Origin of the sequence: Hymenobacter antarcticus (genome assembly GCF_039539545.1) — a bacterium.
GTDB lineage: Bacteria > Bacteroidota > Bacteroidia > Cytophagales > Hymenobacteraceae > Hymenobacter > Hymenobacter antarcticus.
In genome coordinates this window covers 16676-39693 of record NZ_BAABDI010000037.1, presented here as the reverse complement: position 1 = coordinate 39693, position 23018 = coordinate 16676, and the positions used below count along the sequence as shown (strand labels likewise).

The window sequence follows — 23018 nt, the reverse complement described above, 5'->3', positions numbered from 1 at the left end:
GCGTCCTGTACGACTATGGCGTGCCCTGCTTTTGGGTATGCCGCATAATCCAGTCGCCCACCACCTGCAGTGCCGCCGGCGCGAAAGTTTCCTCGATGGTACCGTATTCGGCCGGGCTGCCCGTGCCGGCAGTTTGGAACAAGTGGTTGAGGCCGGGCAATTCCTTCACCGTCACATCGCGGTTGCCCGCCGTTTTCAGGCCGGCCGCAATACCGGCCAGGTTGGCCGGAGCAGGCACCTGCACGTCCTTGCTGCCCCCAATGGCCAGTACCGGGCAGCGCACTTTGGCCAGTGTTTTGGCCGGCCGGTCGGCCAGGATGCTGCGGTAGTCGGGCGTGGTTAGCATTGCCAGTTGCGGCTCCAGCAGGGCGGCCAGCTGCGGGTCGATGGCGGTGTAGTAGGCCATAAGCTGGGCCTTGGCCTGGGCATTGTCGGGGGTTTTCTGCACAATCTGAGTCATGGCCCGCTGCGCCTTTTCGGTCGTCGTCAGCTGCGCCGCATCGGTGGTTTGCAGGCGCGCCCCGGCCAGCGACTGCTGCACAATCAGCTCATCGCCCGGAATGCCCGGCGCGGCCAGCAGCACCAAAAAGTCGGGCCCGGCGGGTAGTATGGCAGCTCCAATCGCGGCCGTGCCGCCCTGGCTGTGGCCCACCAGGCCCACCTGGTTTTTGCGGATGCCCGGTTGGGCGCGCAGCCAGGCCAGGGCGGCCTGGGCATCGGCGGTGTAGTCGGCGCTGGTGGTGCCGGCCAGCGTGCCGCCGGATTGGCCCACGCCCCGGTCATCAAACCGCAGCACGGCGATGCCCTGGCGGGTGAGGTAGTCGGCGAGCACGGCGAAGGGCTGGTGGCCCATAATGGTGGAGTTGCGGTCCTCCGGCCCGGAGCCGGTGAGCAGCACCACGGCCGGGAACGGGCCCATGTCGGCGGGCACGGTGTAGGTGCCGGCCAGGGTCACGCCGGCTTTCTCATTTTTAAAGGTGATATCGGCCGACTGGTAGGGGAAGGGTGGCAGCGGCGTCTGGGGACGGTTGGGCCCCGATACTTTTCCGGTGCTGCCCTCGCGGCTGAGCGTGAGCGGGAACGAGCGCAGCCCCTGCTGCCATTCGCCCACCAGCTGGTGCCCATCGGCCGAGCGCCGGCCCGCAAACTGCGCGGCTACGGGCTGGCGCATGCTCAGGTACACGCTGTCGCCGGGCGTGCGGAGCTGCATGACCAATCCTTTCGCCTGCTGCGCCGGAATATCCAGCGTGGCGGTGCGCGGCCCACCGGCCGGGTCGGTGAGGTGGGCGGTGAAATCCAGGGTGCCCATCAGCGTGCCCGCCCAGGTGCCGGTGAGGCTGGGGCGGGTGGTTTGGGCGTGGGCGCTGGCGGTAGTGAGGGCGAAGCAGGTACCAAGCAGAAAGCGAGTAAGCGTGCGCATGGGGAAGGATTGGAAAGGTAGGTTGCGGTTGCGCTGGGCTGGCAGCTTGGCGTGCTTCTAGAAACTCACGGCCAGACTAGCTTTCCGCTGGCTGGGGAGGAGTTGCTTCGCGGCGTAGAGGGCGTTGGCAATACAGTCGGCGGCGCTGTAGTGGGTAAGTATGAAAACGGGGTTGCCTTTGTAGGAAGTAAGCGTGCTCGAACCACCTTCTGGCTTTGTATATGAAAAGAGGGAGCGTTTTTTGCCCGCTTTGTCGGGAAAGGGAAGGACTAAGTTGCCATTGGTCGATAGCACCAGGTAGCACACCTCCAGCAAAATATCCTTCCAGATGGCAATTGGCTTGACGGTGCCGTTGGGTAAGCGTAGCTGCTTAGGCTTCTGGCCTGGCTGTAAAGCCAACAAATGCAGTTGCGCGAGCTCAGTGAAGTCCGGTGTGGTAGCGGGCTGCTTCTTAGGCTTCGCAGGCTGCTTTGTTACTGGCGAGATTGGCTTGGCGGAGGGGGGCAGCGGATTTATAGGAGATAAGGCCGCTGTGCGGCCAGCATTGGGCAGCAGAATACCGTGGCCGGCCTGTGCCGCGTCAAGCCCGCGAATAAGCTCGTTGGCTGCCCGTAGTAAGTCGTTTTCCACCAGGGAAAATACCACGGGTTCAGACTTGCCGTGCCGCAAATGCGTGTGCAGATGCCAGGTAATGCCATCGGTGATGCAAACGGTATGGACGTTCAGCGTCAGGGCATACCCCAGAATTTTACCGACGTAGCCGTATTTATCGAGGCTGCTATCGAGGCATTTGGCTTCGACAACGACCCATGGCTGGCCGGCGGGGTCATTCAGCAAATAGTCGATTCGCAGCTCGTTGCTGAGCGTTTTTTCGGGCTCTACCACCTGCACATTGGCAGTATCCCAGCCCAGTGCCCGCAACACAGGGTCAATCAAGGCCGCTCGGGTAGCGGCCTCGTTTTTGCGAAAAATGGCAGCATTGGCTTGCGCGGCGGCTTGTACGTGCTGCAACACTTGGTAGATAGTAGCAATCGGACTGGAAGGAAACATTAATAGTTGGGAACGAAGTGTACTACAATGTTAGGCACTTGGTCCGGATTAAGATGTTTATGTTGCCTTCCTGCCGGCCGTACCTTCGTGGCCCCAAGCAAATGGACCCTGGCCGAAACCTTCCGGCCCCCTCCCATTGTTAGTTCGTTTATGCCCAAAAAAGACTCGTTGCAAGTTTCGGCCCCCGCCGATAACGCCATTGACAACCTCGACCCGCGCGAATTCATCCTCATCAAAAACGCCCGGGTTCACAACCTTAAAAACCTCAGCGTAGCTCTGCCGCGCAACCAGTTTATTGTCGTCACGGGCCTCTCGGGTTCGGGCAAATCCAGTCTGGCTTTCGATACCTTGTACGCTGAAGGCCAGCGTATGTACGTGGAAAGCCTGAGCAGCTACGCCCGCCAGTTTCTGGGCCGCATGGACAAGCCCGACGTGGACTATATCCGGGGTATTTCGCCGGCCATTGCCATCGAGCAGAAGGTCAGCATCAAGAACAACCGTTCGACGGTGGGCACGAGTACGGAGATTTACGATTACCTCAAGCTGCTGTTTGCGCGGGTGGGCCGCACGTTTTCACCCGTGAGCGGTGAGCAGGTGCGCAAGGATAACGTGGCCGACGTGGTCGATTTTCTGGCGGCCCAGCCTGAGGGGACCAAGGCCATGATTCTGGCCCCGCTGCACCGCGCCGACCACACCCGCACCATTAGTAAGGAGCTGGATTTGCTGCTGCAAAAAGGCTACAGCCGCGTGGTGGTCGACGGCGTGACTTCCCAGATTGAGGACCTGATAGGGGAGGGCCAGCCCGAGGTGCAGGGCGAAGTATCCATCATGATTGACCGCGCCGTGCTGCGCCCCGATGACGAGGACCTGCTCTTCCGCCTCGCGGACTCGGTGCAAACGGGGTTTTTCGAGGGCCACGGGACATTAGTTGTTAGTTATCAGTTGTCAGTTGCCAGTGAAAACGGCGCTGGCCTGACAACTGACAACCAACAACTAACAACGAATAGAACCTTCTCCGACAAGTTTGAGCTCGACGACATCGTGTTCGAGGAGCCCAGCGTCAACTTCTTCTCCTTCAACAACCCTTACGGCGCCTGCCAGACCTGCGAGGGCTTTGGCTCGGTGCTGGGCATTGATGAGGACCTGGTGATTCCGGACAAAAGCCTGACCGTGTACGAGGGTGCCATCGCGCCCTGGCGCACCGAGAAGCAGGGCGAGTGGCTGAAGCCGCTGCTGAAAAACGGCATCCGCTTCGACTTTCCCATTCACCGGCCCTACAACGACCTGAGCGAAGCCGAGCAGCGCCTGCTCTGGACCGGTAACAAGCACTTCGAAGGCCTGGACAAGTACTTCAAATGGGTGAGTGAGCAGACCCACAAAATCCAGTACCGCGTGCTGCAAAGCCGCTACCGGGGCCGCACCGTGTGCCCCGACTGCCGCGGTACCCGCCTGCGCAAAGACGCGCAGTACGTGCGCCTCGCCGGTCGCAGCATTGCCGATATCGTGCTGCTGCCCATTTCGGATGCCCTGACGTTCTTCCAGAACATGAGCCTGAGCGAGCACGACGCCAAAGTGGCCGAGCGCCTCGTAACGGAAATCACCAACCGCCTCGGCTACCTCAACCGCGTGGGCCTGGGGTATCTGACTTTGAACCGCTTGAGCAACACGCTGAGCGGCGGTGAGAGCCAGCGTATTTCGCTGGCTACGTCCCTGGGCTCGGCGCTGGTGGGTTCGATGTACGTGCTCGACGAGCCCAGCATTGGCCTGCACCCCAAGGATGCCGAGCAGCTCATTGGCGTGCTGCGCTCGTTGCAGCAGCTCGGTAATACCGTGGTGGTGGTGGAGCACGAGGAGAAGATGATGGAGGCCGCCGACCAGATTATCGACATCGGCCCCGAAGCCGGCAGCGGCGGCGGCAACCTCATGTTCCAGGGCACCATGGCCGAGCTGCTGCAGGACACCAGCACCTACACCGGCCAGTACCTGAGCGGCCGCATGGAGGTGGCCGTACCCAAGGTGCGCCGCCCCTGGCGCAACGCCCTGGAACTAACCGGGGCCCGCGAAAACAACCTCAAAAACGTGAGCGTGAAGATTCCGCTCGGTGTGATGACGGTGGTGACGGGCGTGTCGGGCTCGGGCAAGTCCACGCTTATCAAGCGCATTCTGGCCCCGGCCCTGATGAAAATGCTGGGCGGCGGCGCGGGCGAAAGCACCGGCAAGTTCGACCGCCTCACCGGCGTGAACGGGCAGGTGTCGCACGTCGAGTTCGTGGACCAGAATCCCATCGGCAAGTCGTCGCGCTCGAACCCGGTAACTTATGTGAAGGCCTACGACGCCATCCGGACGCTGTTTTCGGAGCTGCCGCTGGCCAAGGCCCGGGGCCTCAAGCCCTCGCACTTCTCCTTCAACGTGGACGGCGGGCGCTGCGAAGTGTGCCAGGGCGAAGGCCAAGTGAAAATCGAGATGCAGTTCATGGCCGATATCTATCTGACCTGCGAAGGCTGCGGCGGCCGAAAATTCAAGCAGGATATTCTGGACATCAAATACCAGGAAAAAGGCATCGACGAGGTGCTCGAATTGACCGTGACCGACGCAGTTCAGTTCTTCAAAAGCCAGCCCAAAGTAGCCGAGCGCCTCAAGCCGCTGGAGGACGTGGGCCTGGGCTACATCCGCCTCGGGCAGTCGGCCAACACGCTTTCGGGCGGCGAGGCCCAGCGCGTGAAGCTCGCCTCTTTTCTCACCAAAGGCGCTACCCTTCAGCAGGATAAAATCCTGTTCATCTTCGACGAGCCCAGCACCGGCCTGCACTTTCACGACATCGCCAAGCTGCTCGGGGCCCTCAATGCGCTGATTGAGCAAGGTAATTCCGTGCTCATCATTGAGCACAACGTCGACATCATCAAGTGCGCCGATTGGCTCATCGACCTCGGCCCCGAAGGCGGCCTCAACGGCGGCCACCTGCTGTTCGAAGGCACCCCCGAGGAGCTGGTGAAGCTGAAAGATTCGAACCATACCGCGCGTTTTTTAGCGGATAAAGTGTAACGTTGCGGCACTGAACCTGCCGGATGATTAATTGCGCAGGTTCGGGGTCTGTTCTTACCCCTGCCGCCCGCGCTCCCATGCGTCGCCTTGAGTGTCCCCGGCACTTAATCCGATTCATTTGTTGCTCCGTAGGCACCCACCCATCGCGTCATCATGCCGCTCACCGCTTCTGCTCCCGACCACTACGCTACCCCCGACCGCACGGCTACGGGCCGGGCGTGGCGCTGGCTGGCCGCTATTGCCATTTTTGGCAACATTTTTCTCAATTACTACTCCAACACCCACCCGTTTGCCGGGCAAACCATGGGCGAGGTGTCGGCCAAATACCCCACGTTGCTCACGCCGGCCGGCTATGCGTTCAGTATCTGGGGGCTGATTTTTCTGAGCCTGGCGATATACGCCGTGTGGCAGCTGCTGCCCGGGCAGAAAAAGCTGTCGTTGCCCGATGCGCTGGCCAAGCCCCTCACCCTGGCCAACGTGGCTACCGCGGGCTGGGTGGTGCTCTTTGCCTACGAGCTGATTTTGCCCAGCGTGGGCGTGATGCTGCTCATTCTGGGTTGCCTTATCGTGACTTACGGCCGGGCCCGGCGGCGCATTTTCGCCGATGCCGCGCCCGCGTTGGTCGGCGTTCCTTTTTCATTGTTCCTCGGGTGGATTTCGGTGGCTTCCGTCATCAACATCACCATCGGCTTGCAGCAGCTCGGCTGGCGGCCCGCCGTGGGCTTGTCGGTAACGCTCACGCTGGGCCTGATTTTCGTAGTGGTCGCCTTGGGGCTGCTGATGAGCCGCGTGTTTCGCGACCTGGTATTCCCGCTGGTGGTGGCCTGGGCGCTGGCGTGGCTGTGGGTGGCGCGGCTGCGCGAAGTGCCCGAGCTGGGCTGGGCCGCGCTGGTCGGGGCTACCGTGAGCATCGTAGCCGGCTTCGTGTTTTCGCGGATGGGCGGCCGCAAAACGCCCTGGCAGCTGCGCGACGAAGCCGCCGCCGCCGCCGAAGCAGAGATTGCCGCCCGGAACGCGGGCCGGTTGGGCTAGTCGGGTAAAGTCAGTTTTCTCTGCGGAGATTTGATGCGGGGTCGAAGCGCGGCATTTCATGGCCCGACTCCGATGCCCGGCGTTATCTTCTGCACCAACCTGCATGTTCATCACCAAAGGATTTTCGGCCCTCCTCGTTCTGCTGACGGCGGGGGTAGCGGCCCTGGCCCAGTCGACCCAGCCCGCGCCCGCCTTGGCCTACCAGGCCATTCGGACCATCGACCCACAAGACCCTGATTTCACGGACCTGACTTTTCTGAAAGCCGAGTTTGGGGCGGCCCGCGTCGTGCTGCTGGGCGAGCCCACGCACGGCGAGGGCAATGTGTTCGGGGCCAAAATCCGTCTCGTGCGGTACCTGCGGCAGCTGGGCTTTACCACGGTAGCCTTCGAAAGCGGCTTCTACGAATTGAGCCGGGCGCAGCAGGACCTGGAGGCCGGCAAAGCCCCGGCGGCCTGCTTCGAAAAAAGCCTGTTCCCCATCTGGAGCCGCAGCCAGGAGTTTCAACCCATGGCCGGGCTGGTGGGGCCGGGCAAGCTGAAAGTGGCCGGGTTCGACCCCCAGTTCAGCGGGGAATACGGCGAAGAACTGGTGGAAGACCTGCAGGCGTTTCTGCGCCCGGAGAAGGGGGCCGATGCCGTGCCCTATGACTACCTGGAGGAGGTGATGGCCGTGATGGGGCAACATTACACGTTTTCGCCGGCGCACGAGTACAGCTTGTTCAACCTGGGCATTGGCAAGGCCACCAAGCTGTTGCAGCGCGTGGCCGCTACCAGCCCCGCCCGCAAAGCCAGGGCCGAATTCTGGCTTCAGTGCCTGGGCAGTGTGAATACCCTGGCCCGCGACTATGCGCACAACGACCCGGGGGCCAAGGGCGAAACCGGTTTCAAAGCGAAGGACAGCAACGTGCGCGACCGGCTGATGGCCGAAAACCTGCTCTGGTACCTGCGCCAGCATCCGGCCGAAAAAGTTATCTGCTGGGGCGCTACCCCGCACTTTGCCGGCAGCCTGGCCGGCCTGCAAAGTGCCGAACTGCAAGCCTACCGGCCCATGGGCTTCTTGCTAAAAGCCGCCCTGCCGGGCCAGGTGTACGTGCTGGGCACCGCCACGGCCCACGGCGTGTATGGCAACGTGTATGGCCCGCGCAAGCCCGTGCCCGCCCCCGCCCCCGGCAGCCTCGAAAGCCAGCTCGATGCGCTGGGGCCGGAGTACCTGTTCGTGCGCATGCAGCAGCCCGCCTTGGCCGCCACCACGGCCAGCCTGTTCGAATACACGCCCGTGGCCGGCAACTGGACGGCGGTGGTCGATGGGCTACTGTTTCTGAAAACCGTGCACCCGCCCACCGAAGCCACGACCGAGGCTCCGCTCACGCTGCGCGACTCGGTGCGGCTGAGCAAAACCAGCGGCGGCCCGCCGGCGGCGGCCAAGCGCCGCGTCACGGTGCGGGCTGGTGGGGCCGCAGGTGCCGTTGGGCTATCCGGCCGGGTGCTTAATGAGAAAACCCGGGCGGCCGTGCCTTTTGCCAGCGTGTACCTCAAAAAGCAGGGCTTGGGGCTGGTCACCAACATCAAGGGGGAGTTTGAGCTGCCGCGCCCGGCTGCGGCCGATACGCTGGTAGCCACCTGCCTGGGCTTCGGGGCGCGGGCGGTGTCGGTGGGGTCCCAAACGGCCACCGGACTCACGCTGCTGCTGCCGCCCCAGGCCTACGCGCTGGCCGGGGTGCAGGTGAGCGGCGAAAGCCTGAACCCGCGCAAAATAATGGAGCGGGTTATTAAAAACCTGCCCAAAAACTACCTCCAGCAGGATTATAACGCCGATGTGTACGCCCGCGCCTCCTCGACCAACTACGATTCGCTGCTCTACGACGTAGAGTATTTCAGCACGTACTACGATGCGCAGGGCTACCGCTCGGTGGGCGCCGCCGCCTCGCGGCTCGAAGAAGTAAAGTGGAACCAGCTGCCCGCCAAAGGCACCGGGTGGGAAGATTACCACTACGGCCACAGTGGGTATTTCGCGCATTTTGCCGATTTGGTCGATGAAAATCCGCTGTTTCAGGCCCGCACGCTGGGTAAGTACACGTATTCGCTCGGCCCCATCATCGAGTATGAAGGGCGCGAAACCCTGGTTGTCGAGTTTGTAGCCCGGAAGAAAACCCGCCGCACGACGGGCGACTATTTTGACCAGGGCTACACCGGCAAGCTCTACATCAACCACGCCGACTACGCCGTGACCCGCTGCGAGGTGGAATGGGCCCGCGACACGGTGCGGCTCAATCAGCTTACCCGCAAGTATTTCGCTCGCAGTGGTGCTGCTGCCACGAGCTGGCATAGCATCCACCGGGATTACCGCATTCGCCAGACCATAACCTACCAGCAGCAGCCCGACGGGCATTACTTCGTGAATACCACGGCTCAGGAGTGGATTGAGAAGCATAAAAACCTGGCCACGGGCCAGCACATGGAGAAACTGTCGGTGCTGAGCCTGCAATTCACCAACATTCGCACCGCTGGCGTAGCGGTGTTGCCCGAGCGCCCGCCCGTAGCCAGCATGCTGCTGAAGGATAAGCCCTTGCACGAGGAATTCTGGCGCACGCACCAGCGGCCTTCCGCAGTGGTGGGGGCCGACCAGCTCAAGGCCAGCAAGCAGTGATTCTGGCAGTAGTCTGCGTTGGGGGCGTTTGCCGTTAGCTTTGCGGTGTAAATAGTTTCTCGCTTTAGCCTCCTTAGCACATGCGCCAAAACCTCGTTGCCGGCAACTGGAAAATGAACCTGACCTACCCCGAGGCCCTGGCCCTGGTAGCCGAAATAACCCGCCTGGCCGGCGAGGCCGCCCCGGCCGCCAATGCCCCGCAAGTCGTTATCTGCCCGCCTTTCCCATTGCTGCACGGCGTGGGGCAGCAGCTGCCCCAGTCGTCGAATTTCCACCTGGGCGCGCAGAACTGCCACCAGAAAGAAAGCGGGGCCTTCACCGGCGAAGTATCGGCCGCCATGCTGGCTTCGGTGGGCTGCGAGTACGTGATTCTGGGCCACTCGGAGCGCCGCCAGTATTTTGGCGAAGACGATGCGCTGCTCAGCCAGAAGCTGAAAGCCGCGCTGGCTGCCGGTCTCAAGCCCATCTTCTGCGTGGGCGAGTCGCTGGACACCCGCGAAGCCGACGAGACGTTTGCCTACATCGGCAAGCAGCTCACCGATGGCCTGTTTCACCTCAGCAACGAGGAATTTGCGCAGGTTACCATTGCCTACGAGCCCATCTGGGCCATTGGCACGGGCCGCACCGCTACCAGCGCCCAGGCGCAGGAAGTCCACGCCTTCATCCGCGAGCGGGTGGCCCGGGCCTACGACGCGCAGGCCGCCCTCGACACCACCATTCTCTACGGCGGCTCGGCCAACGCGCAGAATGCGCGGGAGCTGTTCTCGCAGCCCGACGTGGACGGCGGCCTCATCGGCGGCGCTTCGCTGAAGGCAGCCGACTTCACGACGATTATTCAGTCGTTTTAAGCAGGGTTGAGTTTTGAGGGTTGAATGTTGCGTTGAACGACAACCCCACCTTTTGCATTCTGCATTCAACCCTCAGCCCTCAAAACTTACCCCTTCCCCCGAATGCTCTCCTTCCTGCTCACGCTCCTGCTGGCCCTGATGCCCGCCAAAGCCCCGGCCGCCGTTTCGCTGGAGCCCTGCAAAATCTACGGCTCGGTGTATCTCGAAACCGACCCGGCCCGCCGGTCCTACTGCTTCGGTACGGTGTATGTGGAGCCCCAGGAGGCTTTCGCCGACCTCATTGTTTTCAAGGAAACTAATAAGCTATTTGCTGATAAAGTAGGTTTGTGGGCCGATGCTCCCGCCCGCGATTTTGCCGACTACGTGCTGTTTGTGACCCCCGACCGCAGCAAGGCCGACTTCTCGATTCACTACACGACGGTGCGCTCGTTCGCCGGCTGCAAGACCAATTAAAGAAAATTAAGTAGGTCGTGGAAATTAGTTTGATTTATCAGCACGTCATGCTGAGCCCGTCGAAGCATCTCTACCGCTTCGCTGAACGGCCCTGCTGAAGCGGTAGAGATGCTTCGACTGCGCTCAGCATGACGTTCTTTTTTATTGCAAAGTAATTTACCCGACCTACTTATGAGTTGTGAATTATGAGTCGCGAACGAAGTTTCCATACGGCTTCAATTTATAACTCATAACTCACAATTCTTGACTCTTAACTCATAATTCAACCAAGTGGATTTTATTGAACTGACCGTTGAAGCCCCGCGCGAGCTGGCCGATATTCTGGTGGCCGAGCTGGCCGAAGTAGGCTTCGACACTTTTGAGGACACCGACGCGGGCTTTTGCGCCTACACCACCGAAGAGGTGTTCAACCCCGACGCGGTGGCCGAAATCATGAGCCGCTACGAGGGCCAGGGCGAGCTGAGCCACTCGCACCGCGTGATTACCCGTCAGAACTGGAACGCCGAGTGGGAGAAGAATTTCCAGCCCCTCATCATTGCCGAGCGGGTTTCGGTGCGCGCGCCGTTCCACCCACAGCCGGCGGGCGTGGACTACGACATCGTGATTATGCCGCGCATGTCGTTCGGCACGGGCCACCACGAAACCACGGCGCTGATGATTGAAAACCAGCTCGACGTGAGCCACAGAGGACTGCGTGTGCTCGACATGGGCACCGGCACCGGCATCCTGGCCATCATGGCCGAAATGCTGGGAGCCCGCCAGGTGCTGGCCGTGGACACCGAGCCCTGGACCGTGGAAAACGCCCGCGACAATGCCGCCGAAAACCAGTGCCACACCATCGAGTGCCGCCTGGGCGGGGTGGAGACGCTGGCCGACGAGGAGCCTTTCGACCTGATTCTGGCCAACATCAACCGCAACGTGCTGCTCGAAGATATGCACGAATATGCCCGCCTGCTGCCCAGCGGCCGGCCCATCCTGTTCAGCGGTTTCTACGAGGAAGACCTCCCCAAAATCACCGCCGAGGCAAGCAAGCACGGTCTGCGCTACCAGCGCCATCGCACGCTGCGCAGCTGGGTGTCGGCCATCTTCGAAAAAGAATAAAGGCCCGGAACGGGTACCCCGAAGTTTCACTTCGGTCGTTGACCGATTGATGTTCGCCCGGCCCGAAGTAAAACTTCGGGGTACATGTTCAGTTACCGCCGCAGCCATTCGGCTTCATGGCCTTGCCATGTTGGTCGCGTAACCTCGCGGTTGGTTTTCCATCAAACCGACTGTTTTGACCAGAGTGCAACCATGAGAATTGTGCGCGTGCAGAAAGCACTAGCGGCCGTCGTGCTGGCCAGTGGGCTTGGCTTAATGGCCTTTCGCCAGCAGCCCGCTGAGGAAACTCCCTTGCAGCGCATCGCGCGGCAGATGACGGAATACTACGCGGTGGCCCGGGGCGAAAAGGCCTACCTGCACCTCGACCGGCCGGTGTATGCCACGGGCGAAACCATCTGGTTCAGCGCCTACGTGGTGGATGCCGGCCAGCATCAGCTCGACTCGCTCAGCCAGGTGCTGCACGTCGACTTGCTTTCGGCTCAGCAAAAAGTAGTGGCGCGCCGTACCCTGCGCCTGCAGGGCGGCCGGGCCAGCGGTGACCTTGACATTGCCGACTCGCTTTCGGCCGGCACCTACGTGCTGCGCGCCTACACCAACTGGATGCGCAACGCGGGCGACGGGTTCGTGTATAGCCGCCGCCTGAGCATCTGGCCGGCGTCGCCCATCGGCCCGCAGGAGCTAAGCCCTGAGGCGGCGGCCCTGGCAGCCCGCAAGCAGCGCGGCCCGGGCGGGGCCACGGCCAGCCGGCCCGACGTGCAGTTTTTCCCGGAAGGCGGCACCCTCGTGGAGGGCCTGCCCGCCGTGGTGGCCTGCAAAGCCATCGACGTTAATGGCCGGAGTATTGCGGTACGGGGCCAGATTCGGAATGCCCAGAATGCCGTGGTGGTCGCCGCTTTCAGCAGCCGGCATGCGGGCATGGGGCGCTTTGCCTTTGTGCCCGGTACCAGCCAGCGCTACCACGCCCACCTCACGCTGCCCGATGGCAGCACCGCCGACTACCCCCTGCCGGTGGCCCAGCCCACGGGCTACACCCTGCGCATCGTCGAAACCAGCGAGAGCTTTTTGGTGGAAGCGCGCTACCGTGGTGCCAGTGGCACGGCTGCCCCCGGCCCCGTGCAGCTGATGAGCCAGGTGCGCGGCGCGGCCGCCTACCCCGGCCCGCGTCCGCTCACGGGCGACGTGCCGGCCGCCTGGCGCATGCCCAAAAAGAACTATCCCAACGGCATCGTGCACTTCACGTTATTTGATGCGCAGGGCGGGCCGCAGTGCGAGCGGCTGGCTTTCGTGCAGAACGGCCCGGCCGCGCTCCGCATCAGCGTGACGCCCGACCAGGCCAGCTACGGCCCCCACGCGCCGGTGCAGCTGACCGTGCGCGTGACCGATTCGGAAGGCCAACCCGTGGCCACCAACTTCTCGCTGGCCGTGAGCGACGCCGGGCTCACCGCCCTCGACCCCAACGCCGAAACCATCGCCTCGAACCTGCTGCTGACTTCGGACCTGGCGGGCTACGTCGAAAACCCCGGTTATTACTTCCGCGAGCAGTCGGCGGCCACGGCCCAGGCCCTCGACGACCTGCTGCTGACGCAGGGCTGGCGGCGCTTTGTGTGGAAGGCCGTGCTGGCCGGCGAGGCCCCGCCCGCGCCCTTCACCCCGGAGCAGGACATCGTGCTGACCGGCCAAGTGGTGAGCGAGCACGGCAACCGGCCGGTGCCCGGCAGCCAGCTCACTTTTCTGCAAACCAGTCCGGCGCGCAACGTGACCACCGCCACCACCACCGCCGATGGCCGGTTCACTTTCGCGGGCTTTCCGGTGCGCGACACGGCGGTTATCACGCTGCAGGCGCGGCGCTCGCAGGGCGGTTCCAACGTCATTATCCGGCCCGATAATGGGCCAGTACCAGTCCGGGGAGTATTGCCCGTGCTGCCGCCCGTAGCCGCCGCCCCGCCCGGCGTGGCGGCCTACGTGCGCCGCAGCCGTCAGGCCCAGGCCGCCGACCTGGAGCTGCACCCCGAAAAAGCCATTCGCAACATCATCCTGAGCAATGTGGCCGTCACGGCCAAGCGGGTGGCCGTGCCGCGCGACGACCCGCGCCGCCTGTATGGGGCCACCGGCAGTACCGTCGTTGACTTCGCCAACAACCCCGTGGCCCAATCCGGCATGTCGGTGCTGCAGGTGCTGCAAGGGCGCGTAGCGGGCCTGACCGTGACCGGCAACCCGCCCAATATGACGGTGCAGATTCGGGGGCAGGGCACGCCGCAGATAATTGTGGATGGTCAGAAAGTCGACATTGACTTCGTGAGCACCCTGGTTGCTTCCGACGTGGAATCGGTCGAGATATTCAAAGGGCCCGAAGCGGCTATTTTTGGGGCTGCGGGGGGCGCAATTGCTATTTATACGAAGCGGGCCGACCCCAATTACAAAGGGGCCGACCTGCCCGCCGCGCCGGGCATTGCTACGGTAAAGCTGCCGGGCTACTACGCGGCCCGCGAGTTTTACCAGCCGCGCTACAATGCCCTGCTCACCAATCCGCCCGCCGACCCGCGTACCAGCACCCTCTACTGGAACCCCAGCGTGCGCACCAATGCCCAGGGTCAGGCCGAGCTGCACTTCTTCACGGCCGATGGCAGTGGCACTTTCCAGGCCGTGGCCGAGGGCGTGAGCCTGAGCGGCCAGCCCGCTCAGGGCAGCGGCACCATGGTCGTGCGCGGCAAGTAGAGCGTACAGATAGACAGCTTGCCAAGCGGCTTCAGATGCAAAAAGGCCGGGTTATTCTTGTCGCTTACCCAAATCTGGGGCCGTTGCTCCGGTCTGACCGCCTTAGGCGGTCTGACCGGTTGTCGTTGATACGATTTCGACCTCACGACGACCGGTCAGACCGCCTAGAGCGGTCAGACCGGCTCAACGACCCAAATTTGGGTAAGGACAAGGTTATCCCGGCCTCTTTGCTGCGGTGCTCATCAGGCGTCAGCAGCCTGCTCCAGCAGCGCGTTTTGCCAGCGCAGCTCATTGGCACTGATGGGGTAGGGGGCGTTGTGACGAATGGTTTGAAACACCGCGTCGAACAAGCCCAGGTAGTTGCCGGGGGCAGCGGGGTCGGCAGCAATGGTAACAAGGCTGCCGTCGGCGGAAACCAGCGTTAAGCGGCCTTCTTGGCCAAGGTTTTCGTGGCCGTAGCCGGGAGCCAGCGGCGAGAGTCCTTGCAGTAATTGGGCCTCCTGGTTATCGGTGCGGGCTTTTTGGTAGCTGCCTCGCGTGCCGTGCAGCACGTAGGCGGGGCCGGGGGCGGCCACGAGCAGGCTGCTGCTCACCCACACGTTCAGGCCGGCCGGGTAGCGCAGGTGCAGCGAGAAAAAGTCGTCGACCTGCGTGCCGGGGCGATACTTGCCCACCGTTTTGTGAGCGTTCAACGGCTGCCCAAACAGGCTGATGGCCTGGTCAATGAGGTGCGGCCCTAAGTCGTAGAGCAGGCCACTGCCGGGCCGGGGTTCCTCCTTGAATTTCTTCACGTTCAGGCCAAGCTTGTAGCGGTCGAAGCGCAGGTGGGCTTCGATGAGCTGGCCGAGCTGGCCGCTTTGCACCACGCGGGCCACGGCGCCGAAATCACTGTCCCAACGCCGGTTCTGGTAAGCCAGCAGGTGGCGGCCCATTTGCCGCGCCAGGGCCAGCAGCTCCTCCAGCTGCGCTACCGATGTGGCTACCGGTTTCTCCAGCAGTACGTGCTTGCCGGCGCGCAGGGCCCGGCAGGCGAGGTCGAAGTGCGTGTCGTTGGGCGTGTTCACTACCACCAGCTCCAGCGTTGGGTCGGCCAGCAGCTGCTCCACAGCCGGATAGCTGCGGATGGTGGGGTAGTCGAGGTGCATCCGGCGCTCGGTGCGCTCCACCACCGCCAGCAGGTCGAACCCCGGGTGCGCGGCCAGAAACGGGGCCTGAAAAAGCTTGCCCGACATACCATAGGCCAGCAGGGCGGTGCGAATGGGAGCGGTGGGCATAGAGGAGAAAGCGAGGAAGCGTGGCACAAATGAACCGCTCAGCAACCGGAACCTGGCAGCGTAGGTGGTGGCGAGCCGATTGCCGGGCCTGCGGATTGCACGCGTGGAAGTGGGATAATAAAAGGAACCTGAAAAAGGACGTTAGCCGGAAAGTTATTGATAATCAAAGGGTATTGCGCATTCGTTCTGGTGGTTGCGTAGTTGCTTTTTTGATTCTGACTAACTTGTACCGGGTTTTTTAGCGCAACTGCTGGCACTATCCTCCAGGCTGGGCGTTTGCGGTAATCAAGCAGCCTCCCAAATCCTGGCCGCGTCGATGCCGGCGCGGGGCAAAAGGGTGACTGCCTCAGCAATGGGTTTGCCAGGGCGGTAGCCCTGGGCTTGCCTGACAAGCCAGTATTTCAGATTCATTACTCTACTATGAAGCAAATAGGTGTTCTTATCGCGTTGCTGGGCTTGGTACTGGGCGGTTATCGGCCGGCGCGGGCCCAGACCAAACCGCCAACGGCCACCGGAGCCGCCGCGCCCGCCCCGCGCTATCAGGTAGGCAAGCTCTCGACCGACCCGGCCCAATATATTGTGGACGTGCAGGGCATGATGGCGAGCACCAACAACGCCGGGGCCCGCGTGGTGGCCGCCCGCCTCAAGGAATTGTGGGCTTCCAACCGCCTCACCAGCTCGCAGCAGGCCCGCATCGTGGCCTTGTCGCAAACCATGCTGGCGAAGAAATTCCGGCCCCGTCCGCACTTCGAAAACCTGTTCAGCGCCATTGCAAACGGCGTGATGCTGGCCAAGCTCAAGGACCAGCAGATGGACCAGTACCTCGACGTGCTGGGCCAGACCCTGGAGAAAGAAGCCCCCCAGGAAACCGAGAAATTCATCACCAGTACCAACCGGTTTTTCACCGGTGGCTACCTCTACCGCTCGGGCTACAACACGCTGCGGGCCGTGGGCGGCACGGTGTCGTTTGCCTATTCGCCCATTGCCGCGCCGGTTTCCAACCTGGAATTTGGCGCGCCCGAGCCTGCTAAGAAGGAGGAACCGCTGCCCGCTGCCCCCAAAAAGCCGGCCGTGGCCAAAGCCCCGGTGAAGGCCGCGCCAGCTAAGCCCGCGGCTAAGAAAAAAGCCAGCAGCAGCGGCTGGGACAGCGCCGATATGTGGTCGTCGCCCTCCGGCGGCGGCTGGGGCGATGACGACGGCTGGGGCGCACCCGCGAAAAAGAAGGCCCCGGCCAAAAAGCCGGTAGCCAAAACGGCCGCCAGGACCACGCCGGCCGCCGCTGCGAAAGAAGCTGCGCCGGTCAAGTCGTCGGATTTTGATGCGCCCACGGCCTCGTTCGCGCCCTCGGCGCTGCCCTACGATGAGTACCTGGCCCCGCCCGCCCGGGGTGCGGTCATCGTGGTGAAGGACGCCGACCTGTTTATCGCCACGGCCGGCGACTCGGTGTTTCTGAAGAAAGTGAGCGGCACGGCCGTGCCCAATACCGGGCGGTTTCTGGCCACCAGCGGGCAGCTGGTGTGGTCGGTGAAAACCAACCTGGTGACGGCCGAGATGGCGGGCTTCGACTTCGACATGACCAAGCCCGAGTTCACGGCCCAGCCCGTGACCCTGACCTACCCGGCCGTGCTGGAAGCGCCCGTCAAGGGCGCGCTCAGCTACAAGAGCGTGCGGCGCAAGCCCGGCGCGCCCGATACCGGCTACCCGCGCTTCATCTCCCTCACCAACGATGCCCGCATCAAAAACCTCGGCGACAACCTCCAGTACCGGGGTGGCTTGTCGATGAGCGGCGGCAAAATCCTCAGCGCCGCCCTCGACGGCTCGCTCTCCAACCTCACGGTGAGCCTCGATGGCAAGCCCAAGTTTAAGGCGGCCTCGCGGGCCTACGTGCTCGGCGACTCGCTCATTACCGCCAGCCGGGCGGCCATCACCATCTACCAGGGAACCAAGGACTCGGTGACGCACCCTGGCACGCAGCTCAAGTATTCGAAAGCCAAGCAGCAGCTCAAGCTTTCGCGGGAAGAAGGCCTGTATAAAAACACGCCGTACAGCGACTCTTATCACCAGCTCGAAATCCGGACCCAGGCCCTGACCTGGAACCTGCGCCAGCCCACTATCGACTTCGCGGTACTGTCGTCGAAAAACCAGCAGTCGGCTGATTTCGAAAGCAAAGAGTTTTTTACCAACAACCGCTACCAGCAGCTCAAAAGCATCAACCGGCTGCATCCGCTGCAAATGCTGGTGGGCTACGCCCAGGCCCACGAAAACGTGAAAACCGTGAACGTGAGCAACCTGGCCACCGACCTGAAAACGTCGGTGCTCAATATGCGCTCCGATATGGCTGGCCTGGCCCGCGACGGCTACGTGGCCTGGAACCCCCAGACCGGCGACGTGACCATTCTGCCCAAGGGCGCGCACTACGTGGCCGCCGCCCGCGACCGCAAAGACTACGACCACATCGCCATTAAGTCGCTCTCGGGCACGGGCCGCAACGCCACCCTCAACCTGAACACCAACGAGCTGCTGGTGCGCGGCGTGGAGCGCTTCAACTTCTCCGACGACTCGGCCACGGTGTACGTGAAGCCGGACAGCGCCATTATCCGCATTCAGAAAAACCGCGACATCAAGTTTCGCGGCGCGGTGGTGGCTTCGGCCATGCGCTTCAAGGGCCGCGAATTCAACTTCAACTACGACGGCTTCTACATTGACATGGCCAAGATTGACTCCATTGTGATTCGCAGTGAAGCCAAGGATGCCAAGGGCAAGCCCACCGGCAAGCACGCCGACTTTGCCCTCACCAATAAAGGCAACGTCTCGACCGGCCGCCTCTTCCTCAACGACCCCAAAAACAAGTCGGGCCGCAAGAGAAAAGCCCAGTACCCGGCCTTCGACTCCCAGAGCGGGGCCAACGTGTATTTCGGCAAGCAGGACGTGCTCGGCGGGGTCTACGACTCGACGCTGGTGTTCGATATTCCGCCTTTTAAGCTCGATTCGCTCAACGGCATCGGCAAATCGAGCTCGGGCTTCGAGGGCACGTTCCGGAGCGGCGGCATTTTGCCCGACCTCAAAACCAAGCTCACGGTGCAGGAAGACGGCTCGCTGGGCTTCGTTTATGATGTGCCGAAGGACGGTTTCCCGCTCTATAAGGGCAAGGGCCGGGTGTTCAACAAGGTGAAGGTGAACGGCCGGGGCCTGCAGGCCGATGGCAGCATCACGTACCAGTCAGGCACTTTTACCTCCGATGCCTTCGTGTTCTACCGCGACTCGGTGCTGGCCGTGGGCCGCACGGGCGTTATCGCGGCCCGCACCGAGGGCGCCGTCGATATTCCGCGCATCAGCATGCCGCCCAACTACCTCATGCACTGGAACGTGAAGCAGGACTCGATGTTCCTGGCCACGCCGGCCGGCGGCGGCACGGCCCGCCTCTACGCCAGCGCCGACCGCAAGGCTAAAACCGTGGCCAGCTACAACTTCTCGGGCACGACGCTGCTCACGCCCAAAGGCACCGGCGGCGACGGCCGCCTCGACGGCCCGCAGTCGCTCATCAAGTCGCACGACTTTACCTTCAATTCCGACCACTACTCCGGTAAGCACGCCACCCTGAGCGTGAAATCGGCCGAAGCCAACAAGCCCGCCCTCACCGCCAACGACGTGGCCTTCGAGTATGACCTGAAGAAGGGCACGGCCGACTTTACCCGCGAGAAGGACAGCAAGGCCAGCGTCGAGCTGCCGTACTCCACGTTCGGCACCACGCTCAGCAAAGGGCACTGGGACTTCAAGAAGAAGCAGGTGCAGCTGCGCATGGCCCAGGGGGCCGACTCCACCAAGTCGTTCTTCTACTCGACCAACCCCGTGCAGTTCGGCCTGAAGTTTAAGGCCACCAGCGGCCTCTACGACCTGGCCAAGTACCAGATGCGGGTGAGCGGCGTGCCCCACATTGCCGCCGCCGATGCCTGGATTGTGCCCGACTCGGGCCGCGTGAACATTGGGGTGAACGGCAAAATCCAGCGCCTCAAAAACTCCGTCGTGCTGCTCGACTCGCTGGCCAAGCTCCACCGCCTCACCAAGGGCAGCATCGAAGTGGTGTCGAAGGCGGCCTTTACCGGCAGCGCCGACTACGTGGTCAAAACCGCCAACGACTCGGTGTCGCTGCGCTTCAACAACTTCGAGCCCGACCCGGCCTTCCTGCTGGCCAGCGCCGACGTGAGCGGCGGCGGCATCAACCCCTTCCGCCGCGCCAAAACCAACGACGGGGCCTTCGAGGGCACCGCGCAGGGCCCCGCCACCGTGGCCACGGCCGCCGTGAACGTGAGCAACAAGGTGCAGCTGCTGCACCGCATCGGCTACCGGGGCAACGTGCAGCTGAACTCCCGGCGGCGCGGCTTCGCCTTCACCGGCGAAGCGCAGCTGCAGTTTGGCAAGAGCTACGCCAACTCCTCCTGGGTGGCGCTGAAGGACTCCATCGACCCGAAAAACGTCCGCATCAATCTCCGCGACCTCAAGGCCCCCGACAATACTCCGCTCGTTATCGGCCTGTTTCGGGCCGAGCAGAGCGGCAAGCTCTACCCACTCTACGGGGCTCTCGCGCCCCCCCCCGAAGACCTGACCATGCTCAAGGTGGACGGCGACCTGCGCTACGACGCCAAAAGGGCCATTTATACCATCTCGCGCAGCGACCCCAGCGACATAAACGCCTACGAGGGCGCGGCCCTCAGTTACATCGACTCCACCAACCGCATCACCTTTCGCGGGCCGCTGTCCTTCATCGCCCCCGGCAAAGACTACAAGATGATTGCCAGCGGCGTGGGCACGGCCAACCCCGACAGCGCCCGCTACGCCGTGGATGCCTTGCTGGGCATCGATTTCACCATGCCCCCCAAGGCCGTGGACGTGATGGGCAGCGAGCTGGCCAAAATCACCAAGAACGGCCCCGAGGCCCTGAATGGCTCGACCAACGAGCTCTACAAGCTGGCCCAGTTCATCGGCGACAAGGCCACGCAGAGCTACGCCGCCCGCAACGGGGCCGCCGGGTCAATCGCGCAGCTCTCGCCCAAGCTGGCGGGCCACACCCTGCTGCTGAGCCAGGTAAACCTGCGGTGGAACGAGAAGCGGCACGCCTGGTACTCGGTGGGCCCGATTGGCCTGGCCGGCGTGGGCAAGCAGTCGCTCAATGCCCTGGTGACGGGCAGCATCGAAATTCGCCGCGAAGACGGGGCCGAAGTGGTCGAGATTTACCTCGAAGCCGAGCCGCAGAGCTGGTACTACTTCAAGTACGCCAAAAACCTGATGCTCACGACTTCGTCCAGCGACAACTTTAACTACGAAATCAGCAGCAAGGCTAAATACGACTACGAAACGGCCACCACCTACAGCGTGTTTCTGGGTGCGCTGGCCGACGTGGATGCCTTCCGCGTGCATTTCCAGAAGGACTACCTGGGCAAAACCGGCAAGCAGATTACCCGCACCGTGGCCCCCGCCGCCCCGGCCGAGCCCGCCGAGGACGCCGGCAGCAAAAAGAAGAAAAAGGGCAAGGCCGATGACGCCTTCGGTACCGACCCCAGCGCCGACCCCGGCACCGCCGATGCCGAGCCCGCCCCCGAACCCGCCAGGAAGAAGAAAAAGGCCAAGGCCAACGACCCCTTCGGCGATGGCGTGCTCGACGAGCCCGCCCCGGCTCCGGCCCCCGCCAAAAAGGAAAAAGCCAAGGCAACCGCCGCCGACACCCCCGCCCCAACCGAGGCCCCGGCCACCGAGCCCGCTAAAAAGGAAACGGTGAAGGAGAAAGCTGCCGACACCCCGCCCGCTGCCGACACTCCCGACCCCGCCCTGGCCAAAAAAGAAGCCGACCGCCAGGCCAGGGAAGCCGAAAAGCTGAAAAAGGAGGAGGAGAAAAAGAAGAAGGAAGAAGAGAAGAAGAAAAAGAAAGCCGCCAACGACCCCTTCGGCGACAGCTAGACTGAACGAAACTCCCCTCCTTGCAAAGGAGGGGAGTTTTCGCGTAGCGAAAACGGGGGTGGTAAACTCGTTGCACGACACCCGAACGACTCGCGTTAGCTTCGTTCGCCCATCGTGCAACGAGTTTACCACCCCAATTTTGCTTTCAGCAAAATATCCCCTCCTTTGCAAGGAGGGGAGTTATGTTCGCCTCCTCATTCATTTTACTCCATGCTCTACATCACCCTCGCGCTCCTCGCCGCCTACCTGCTCGGTTCCATTCCCACGGCGCTGTGGGTGGGCCGCCGCTTCTTCGGCCTGGCCGATATCCGCGAGCACGGCTCCGGCAATGCCGGCGCTACCAACACCTTTCGCGTGCTGGGCCCCCGGGCCGGCTCGGCCGTGCTGCTCATCGATGCGCTGAAGGGTTTCGTGGCCGCCTACTGCCTGCCCGCGTGGCTGGTGGCGCAAGGGGCCATTGCCCCCGAGCATGAGCTCTACTACAAGCTGGGTTGCGGCGTGCTGGCCATCGTGGGCCATATCTACCCGGTATTCGCGCAGTTTCGGGGCGGCAAGGGCGTGGCCACTGTGCTGGGCATGATGCTGGGCGTGGCCCCGGCCACGGTGGGCGTGTGCCTGCTGGTCTTTATCGGGATGCTGCTGCTGTTCCGCTACGTGAGCCTGGCCAGCATGACGGCGGGCGTCACCTTCGCGCTGCTGCAATTGCTGCCCCAGTTCCGGCCGGCGCAGCCGTTCATGGTGTACGTGGGCTTCGTGCTGGCGGCGCTGCTCATCTACACGCACAGGGCCAATATTGGCCGGCTGCGGAGCGGGACCGAGAGTAGGGTGCCGCTGTTTGGGCGGAAGTAACTGATGCATTCCCCCTGCTATTTTATGCTTCGATTCTTATTGCTGTTGCTCTTCACGCTGCCCGTCGCCGCTCAGAAATACAATGTTCCCCTCGCCACCCCGCCCGCCGGCTACACCTGGCAGCCGCTGCCTGAAAGCCGCGCCGCCATGCTGCTGCCCGAAGGCTGGCAGTACCGGGCCGAAGGCGAAAAAGGCAGCCCTACCTACTACCTCACTCAGGAGGCCATTGGCGAAAGCGGCGAATACCAAACGGGGCTCTCGCTGCAAGTGGTGCGCAAGGCAAAGGCCCGCACCGGCCGCCCGGCCCCGGAATACGCCGAGCTGCTGCTGCTGCGCACCGGCTTCGGGCCCGGCCAGCAGCAGCTGGAAAAAGCAGCATCCGTGGAAGGCCCATTCTACAAGCGGACGGTGCGCTACCGCGAGGCCCCACCCGAGGCCGATGCCCGCGTGGTGTATCAGCTGGCCCTGGCCAACGCCAAAACCGATACGCTCTACCTGCTCACCTTCGAAAGCCCCGAAAAAGACTGGGCCGAAGCCTGGAAGCTGGGCGAGGTGATGCTGCGCGAGCTGGTGCTGGATGCCCGGCAGTAACCGCCAGCGCCGCTCGCGCTCGGCGTACCTCAGCGCCCGCTCTG

Annotated in this window: 13 protein-coding genes; 10 read left to right on the top strand and 3 right to left on the bottom strand. The window is 62.9% G+C overall.

All coding sequences use genetic code 11. The features are described from left to right. Positions 1 to 13: 13 nt before the first annotated feature. Positions 14 to 1420 carry an alpha/beta fold hydrolase gene (locus ABD819_RS19160; protein ID WP_345127015.1) on the bottom strand — a complete coding sequence of 469 codons (1407 nt, stop codon included), beginning with the start codon at positions 1418 to 1420 and terminating at the stop codon, positions 14 to 16. Between the two features lie 57 nt (positions 1421 to 1477). After that, complete coding sequence (locus tag ABD819_RS19155) at positions 1478 to 2470, bottom strand: hypothetical protein (protein ID WP_345127013.1); 993 nt, start codon at positions 2468 to 2470, stop codon at positions 1478 to 1480. Positions 2471 to 2620: 150 nt separating this feature from the next. Between ABD819_RS19155 and uvrA the strand changes: the two genes are divergently transcribed. The 7 genes from uvrA to ABD819_RS19120 all read left to right on the top strand — a co-directional run bounded on the left by uvrA (position 2621) and on the right by ABD819_RS19120 (position 14308). After that, positions 2621 to 5512, top strand: coding sequence for an excinuclease ABC subunit UvrA (gene uvrA / locus ABD819_RS19150; RefSeq protein WP_345127011.1), 2892 nt, complete (start codon positions 2621 to 2623; stop codon positions 5510 to 5512). Between the two features lie 153 nt (positions 5513 to 5665). Then, complete coding sequence (locus tag ABD819_RS19145) at positions 5666 to 6544, top strand: hypothetical protein (protein ID WP_345127009.1); 879 nt, start codon at positions 5666 to 5668, stop codon at positions 6542 to 6544. A 103-nt stretch (positions 6545 to 6647) separates the two neighbouring features. Continuing rightward, on the top strand, positions 6648 to 9191 hold the full coding sequence (locus tag ABD819_RS19140) for an erythromycin esterase family protein (protein WP_345127007.1): 2544 nt from the start codon (positions 6648 to 6650) through the stop codon (positions 9189 to 9191). Between the two features lie 80 nt (positions 9192 to 9271). Then, positions 9272 to 10039, top strand: a complete 768-nt coding sequence (gene tpiA / locus ABD819_RS19135; protein ID WP_345127005.1) for a triose-phosphate isomerase — start codon at positions 9272 to 9274, stop codon at positions 10037 to 10039. Positions 10040 to 10141: 102 nt separating this feature from the next. Continuing rightward, positions 10142 to 10492, top strand: coding sequence for a 7(1) septoil knot domain-containing protein (locus ABD819_RS19130; RefSeq protein WP_345127003.1), 351 nt, complete (start codon positions 10142 to 10144; stop codon positions 10490 to 10492). 270 nt (positions 10493 to 10762) lie between these two features. Beyond that, entirely contained in the window at positions 10763 to 11593 is an 831-nt protein-coding gene (prmA, locus tag ABD819_RS19125; RefSeq protein WP_345127001.1) for a 50S ribosomal protein L11 methyltransferase, read from the top strand. Positions 11594 to 11785: 192 nt separating this feature from the next. Further along, complete coding sequence (locus ABD819_RS19120) at positions 11786 to 14308, top strand: TonB-dependent receptor plug domain-containing protein (RefSeq protein ID WP_345126999.1); 2523 nt, start codon at positions 11786 to 11788, stop codon at positions 14306 to 14308. Between the two features lie 242 nt (positions 14309 to 14550). On the opposite strand, the gene ABD819_RS19115 is transcribed toward ABD819_RS19120, so the two are convergent. After that, positions 14551 to 15582, bottom strand: a complete 1032-nt coding sequence (locus ABD819_RS19115) for a Gfo/Idh/MocA family protein (protein WP_345126997.1) — start codon at positions 15580 to 15582, stop codon at positions 14551 to 14553. A gap of 420 nt (positions 15583 to 16002) precedes the next feature. Here ABD819_RS19115 and ABD819_RS19110 point away from each other — a divergent pair, with 420 nt between their 5' ends. The 3 genes from ABD819_RS19110 to ABD819_RS19100 all read left to right on the top strand — a co-directional run bounded on the left by ABD819_RS19110 (position 16003) and on the right by ABD819_RS19100 (position 22974). Continuing rightward, entirely contained in the window at positions 16003 to 21534 is a 5532-nt protein-coding gene (locus ABD819_RS19110) for a hypothetical protein (RefSeq protein WP_345126995.1), read from the top strand. Between the two features lie 210 nt (positions 21535 to 21744). Then, entirely contained in the window at positions 21745 to 22383 is a 639-nt protein-coding gene (gene plsY, locus ABD819_RS19105) for a glycerol-3-phosphate 1-O-acyltransferase PlsY (protein ID WP_345126993.1), read from the top strand. Positions 22384 to 22407: 24 nt separating this feature from the next. Continuing rightward, positions 22408 to 22974 (top strand): hypothetical protein, encoded by a 567-nt coding sequence (locus ABD819_RS19100; protein ID WP_345126991.1) that lies wholly within the window; start codon positions 22408 to 22410, stop codon positions 22972 to 22974. The last annotated feature ends 44 nt before the right edge of the window (positions 22975 to 23018 follow it).